The organism is Rhodoferax sp., from assembly GCF_039922535.1.
Lineage (GTDB): Bacteria > Pseudomonadota > Gammaproteobacteria > Burkholderiales > Burkholderiaceae_C > Rhodoferax_B.
The window spans coordinates 1-5,411 of record NZ_JBDTEM010000387.1 but is presented as its reverse complement, the minus strand read 5'-3'; the positions used below and the strand labels follow the sequence as shown (position 1 = coordinate 5,411).

At 68.6% G+C, this 5,411-nt stretch carries 3 protein-coding genes; all 3 read left to right on the top strand.

The annotated features are described in order from the left end of the window. Positions 1–361 (top strand): hypothetical protein (locus tag ABI213_RS18485; RefSeq protein ID WP_348028161.1); only part of this gene is annotated, 361 nt, incomplete at its 5' end. 21 nt (positions 362–382) lie between these two features. Further along, the gene (locus tag ABI213_RS18480) at positions 383–4,042 is read left to right on the top strand and encodes a hypothetical protein (RefSeq protein WP_348028159.1); all 3,660 of its coding nucleotides are present in this window, start codon (positions 383–385) and stop codon (positions 4,040–4,042) included. Between the two features lie 10 nt (positions 4,043–4,052). Further along, the coding region (locus ABI213_RS18475) for a hypothetical protein (protein ID WP_348028157.1) at positions 4,053–5,411 on the top strand (1,359 nt) is incomplete at its 3' end.

The window sequence follows — 5,411 nt, the reverse complement described above, 5'->3', positions numbered from 1 at the left end:
CACCGCCAAAGACGTGTTTGACTACGAAGAGGTCAACCTGTCCACGCCCAAAACCGCCACCAGCTCGATTCTGTCGCGGGGTGCCTTGGTGGAAGTGGGCCATGCCCGCTGGGCGACGTCGCTGGGTGCGGCGGCCCGCTCGGAGCTGCGCCGCCCGGCCCGGCTGCAGCCCGCTACCGAGGTCAAGATTGCCGTCAACCCGGCACCGCTGCACACCATCGACAGTGCCAGCGGCACCCTGGCAGGCACGCCCCTGGCCGGAGCCGCCGCGCAGTCGTACTGGGCCGCGCACGACCTGGTGGGGGCCAGCGGCAAGGCGCTGCAAATCGTCGAATCGTTTGAAACCGTACAGGCGTTTTAGCCTGCGTACCGGAGCATTCCTATGGCCACCAGTACCGCCGTTGCCTACCAGTTCATGCCCTGGGTCCGCCGGGGCCTGAGCGTGGCCCTGACCGCTAGCGACACCCTGGGCGTGGGCCCGCTGCTGCCCGCCCGCGCCACGGCGCAGATCAACGTGGCCTTAGCCGCGCCGCACGCGGGCACCGCCATCGACCCGTTGGCCCTGCAACTGCACGGCCCCGGCGACGTGATCGGTATCGACGCCCGGCTGGTGCTACGCACCGATCCCAAGCCCCAGGCGCGCAACTTCGAGCCCAATTACCTGGCCATCGTGGACTTTGATCCGCCCGACTTCCCGTGGATGCTGACCCCGGCCCTGGCCCATGCCGACGACCGCCTGCGCCCCTGGCTGGTGCTGCTGGTGCTGGAAAAATCCAAGGTGGGCACGCCCAAAATGCCACCCCAAGGCCCGCTGCCCACGGTGCGCATTGCCGCAGCCGACGTGGCTACCGAGCTGCCGCCGTTGGCCGAATCCTGGTCCTGGGCGCATGCGCAGGTGGTCAGCCACCGGGACGACGCTCCCGGCATCCAAAGCGACCTGCAAGCCGACCCCACCCGCAACGCCTCACGCCTGGTGTGCCCGCGCCGCCTGCTGCCGCTGACCGACTACGTGGCCTGCGTGGTGCCCGCCTTCGAGCCCGGGCGGCTGCGCGGCCTGGGTCTGGCCGAAGCCCAACCTGCGGCCATGGCCACCCTGGGCCCGGCCTGGGATGTGCAGCAGGCCGCCGATGTGCTGCTGCCGGTGTACTACCACTGGGAGTTTTCTACCGGGCCGGGCGGCGACTTTGAATCGCTGGCGCGGCGGCTTAAAACCCCCAACGCCTACACCGGCAACGCCGAGGTAGCCGCCTTGCTCAGCCGCGTAGGCACTGCGCCCATGGGCGTGGACCCGGTGCTGACCAGTTTTGTGCAGGGGGCCGTGGCCACCATGGAAGGCGCGCTGGTGCCCATCAGCTACACCCCTGGCAGCGCGCCCGACCCAACCCAGGCCGAAAGCCTGGCGCTGATCGTCAACACCCCGCAGGCCAACGTGGCCGACCCGGTGGCCGACGGCCCCACCAATGCCGCCGGGCGGCGCATCGAGGTCAAGCCGGACATGGTGGGCGGCTGGCATGCCAAAAAACACCAGGTAGCGCTGGCGGAGATTCCGTCGCACTGGGTAGCCGGGCTGAACCTGAACCCGCGCTACCGCGGCGCGGCGGGCTATGGGGCCGAGGTGGTGCGGCAAAACCAAGAGATCTTCATGGATGCCGCCTGGGGCCAGATTGGCCGCATCCAGGATGCCGAAATGCGCTTCAACCTGACCCGCCTGGCCATCGAGGGGCAGCGGGCATTAAAGGCCAAGCATTTCGACACCCTCCCCCCCGAGCGGCTGCTGCAGGTGATGGGGCCCGCGCTGGGCCGCATCGAAGCCCAAGTGGTCAACGGCACGGCCTACCGCATCGGCAACGTGGCCGGTTCGGTGGGCGGGCAGATCGCCCGCACCAGCCTGCCCAGCGCGCTTACCGACACGGCCATGCGCCGCGCCACCACACCGCAGCGGCGCAGCCTGCGCATGGCCGCCCGGCTCAACGCCAACCTGCCCGCGCTGGCCGGACAGACCCGGCGCTACGTAGGGGCCATGGCCGCAGCCACCCAGCGCAGCGCTGCCTTCACCGTCAACGCATTTTTGCCCGACGGCATTGTCGGCAGCAAAGCGCTGGACGCACTGAACCTGGACGGTGCCGCCGACCGCCTGCTGGACCTGCGCAACATCGGCTTGGGCCAGACCACCGTGGGCCAGGTGCGTGATTTGCAAACCGCCGCCAAGGGCTTCGAGACGGCGCTGGCCCAGCGTGGCATGCCTGGGTTGCAGATCCGCGCAGGCCAGCACCTGGGCGTGTTCACCGACTTGCATGTGGAGCGCTTCAGCCAGTTGGCCAGCGCCATGCCCACGGTGCAATCCACCGACTGGGGCGTGGTGGCCCGCACCGTCGAGTCGCTGGGCCACCGGGGTGTGGAGGGCGTTTTGGTGGAGGCCCATGCCGCGGCCGACAACCAGCAGGCCAGTCTGCAGTTCAGCACCTTGAAGCTGGATGCCCGCAGCGGCAGCCTGCGCCTGAACCGCGCGCTGGTGCGCGAGCTGGACACCGCCCGGCGTGATGTCACGCCCCCCGTCCGCAAGGGCGTGGCGGCACGCGCCGTGGTGGGTGCCAGCCTGGGCAGCCTGCGCATTGCCGATGGCCGCAAGTACAGCACCGCAGGCGTGTTTGCGGCACTGCCCTTGAACGCGGTGCAGTCGGTGGTGGCCGATGCCGAGAAGCCACATTTCAGCGTCAACACCGGGTTTGAAATCGTCGGCTCGCTGGCCGCGCAGCCCAACTTGACGGTGGCTACGCTGACCCTGCCGCCCGCACTGCGCCAGCGCGACATCCTGAACCGCTACGCCGTCGCCACCCGGGGCAGCCAGCAGCTGTGGAAAGACGGCTTTGTGCAAAGCCAGGTGCAGGTGCAGCCGGTGGACTTCAGCCTGGCGGCAGCCCGCAGCGCCATCACCGCGGCCACCCAGCCCGACACCACGCTGCGCGCGCGTCTGGCCAGCACGGTGTCGGTGGCACATCTGGCGGCCACCGAGGGCAATGCCTTTGTGTCAGCCTGTCTGTCCATCACCGATGCTTTTGCCCGCCAGCGCTTCATGGTGCCCGCGCTGTTCGACCGCGTAATGGCCTGGCCCACGCTGCCCGAGCCGCTGTACCAGCGTTTGTCCCGCTGGAACCCCAACGCCTTCATGCCAGGGGTGGACGGCATTCCACAAGACCTGGTGATGCTGGCCAAGGTAAACCAGCATTTCATCGACAGCTTCATGGCCGGAGCCAACTGCGAGATGAACCGCGAGCTGCTGTGGCGCGGCTTTCCCACCGACCTGCGTGGCACCCCGTTCCAGCGCTTTTGGGACCGCAGCAGCATTGGCCCTGCACCCACCTACACCTACACACCGCTGGACGACATCCAGCCCATCCACCAGTGGGGCGCGCAGCCGCTGGGCCTGCGCAGCGACCAGGTGAGCCCGTTCATCCGCAACGCCCAGAACAAACGTATCAACCCGGTGGTGCTGCTGGTGCGCGGCCAGTTGCTGCGCCGCTACCCCAATACCGCGGTGTACGCCTGGAAGAAAACCGCAGGGGCCGACAGCTTGCAAAAAGACGCGCAAGGCCTGCGGCCCGATGGCGCACTGGCCACGCCGCGCTTCAGCGGCACCGTCGGCGTAGACATCAGCTTCTTTGGTTTTGACATCGACGCCGCAGAAGCCGACCAATGGTGCTTTGTGCTGGAAGAGCAAATGACCGAGCCGCGCTTTGGCTTTGATGTAGACGAGCCCGCACCCGGCCAGGCCCGCACCGGCCCACCCCGGCGCAACGCCCTGCAGACCGCACTGGCCACGCCGCTGTACAGCCAGTACAACAGCTACAAGGCCTTGTCCTGGAGCCACCTGGCCGTGCCACCGGGCGGCTTTGTCACGCTGGCCGGGCTGCGCCAGGCCCCGCCCTCGGCATTCACCGGCTTCCCCATGCTGACGGCCAGCGCCAATGCCGCGGAAATCGCCCGGGCCCTGCTGCAGCAACCGTTCCGCGCCTACTTCGTGGGTGCCGATCTGAAAACCTGAGGACTTTGCCATGCCCGCACTCAACCTGAATCTGGACGCACTGCAGGCGGCCCGCGCCGACCTGGTGCGCCAGCGCGATGCCCAGCGCAGCGCCACCCTGGCCTGGCAGCAAGCCCAGGCGGCACTGGACAGCCTGGCCCGCAGCGGTGCCAACGCCGATGCGCTGCAAGCACAGCGCCAACAGGTAAGCGCACTGCGCCGTACCGCCCAGTCAGCGCTGCAAGCTACTGGCAAACAACTGCAAGGCATCCAGAACCTGTCGCAAGACCTGCTGGGCCTGCTGCAACTCCCCCCGGACAACCCGGCCCCACTGGTCGAGGCGCTGGATGCCGCCCACCCGGTAGTGTTGCTGCCGGTAGCGGTACAAACCCGCTACACGGCCGATGCAAGCCTGCTAATGGTGCGCATCTACCCCGATGCCATCCACACCTTTGGCCACGAACCGGGCCTGAGCGCAGCCGAAACTGCCGAGGGCAAGCGCTACTGGACCGAGCGCTTTACCACCCCCAGCGACACCACATCGCCCTGGCTGCAGATTGCCCGCATCTACACCCCGGCGCGCGCCGCCTGGATCGTGCGCAGCACCACACCCACGAACTTCGACCAGTTGGGCCGCCGCATCGACGATGCCAACGTGGTGCTGGCCAGCCCGCAGTTTGACGACGCAGCTATACCCCAGGCCAGCCGCGACGGCGCCACGGTGTACGCCGCCGCCCTGCCAGACCGCTTTGTGGTGGTGGGCCAGAGCCGGGGCCGCGAGGTGTTCCGCGTCTGGGGCCAGCCGGTGGCCGACCTGCTGCCCATGAACCCGGCGTTCGACCCGCTCACGGCCACCGACGAAGCCGAGGCCGACAAAGACCCGTTTGGCGGCGACCGAGCCTGGCTGGTGGACTACCCTGCCGCCGTCAAAGCCGGCATGGCCATCAATGTCACCGCCAACGACATGCGCAACGGAGCCACCCTGACCGACCCCATCGACCGCCTGGTGGTGTTGGGCGTGGACTGGACGCAAACCCCCGACTCCGCCGCCACGCTGTTCGCCAGCCTGCTGGACAACCACCAGCACAGCGCCGGGATGAAACTGGTGGCCCAGGGCACGCCCACCAACAACACCAGCAGCACCCGGTCCGCCTTTGCCGCCAACGGGGCCGATCTGCTGGCCGACCTGGACCCGCAAACCACCACCCAGCGCACGGCCGACGGGGCTTTCGAGCTGGCCACCGCCGGGGGCCGTCTGCAGGGCCTGCTGGGTCTGCCGGTAGAGGTGTTTAACGCAGGCACGGTGCCCGGTGCCACCCTGCGCGAATCGGCCAGCGCGGGCCACATGGTCAACGCTTTGTGGAGTGCCACGCTGGGCTACACCCTGCGC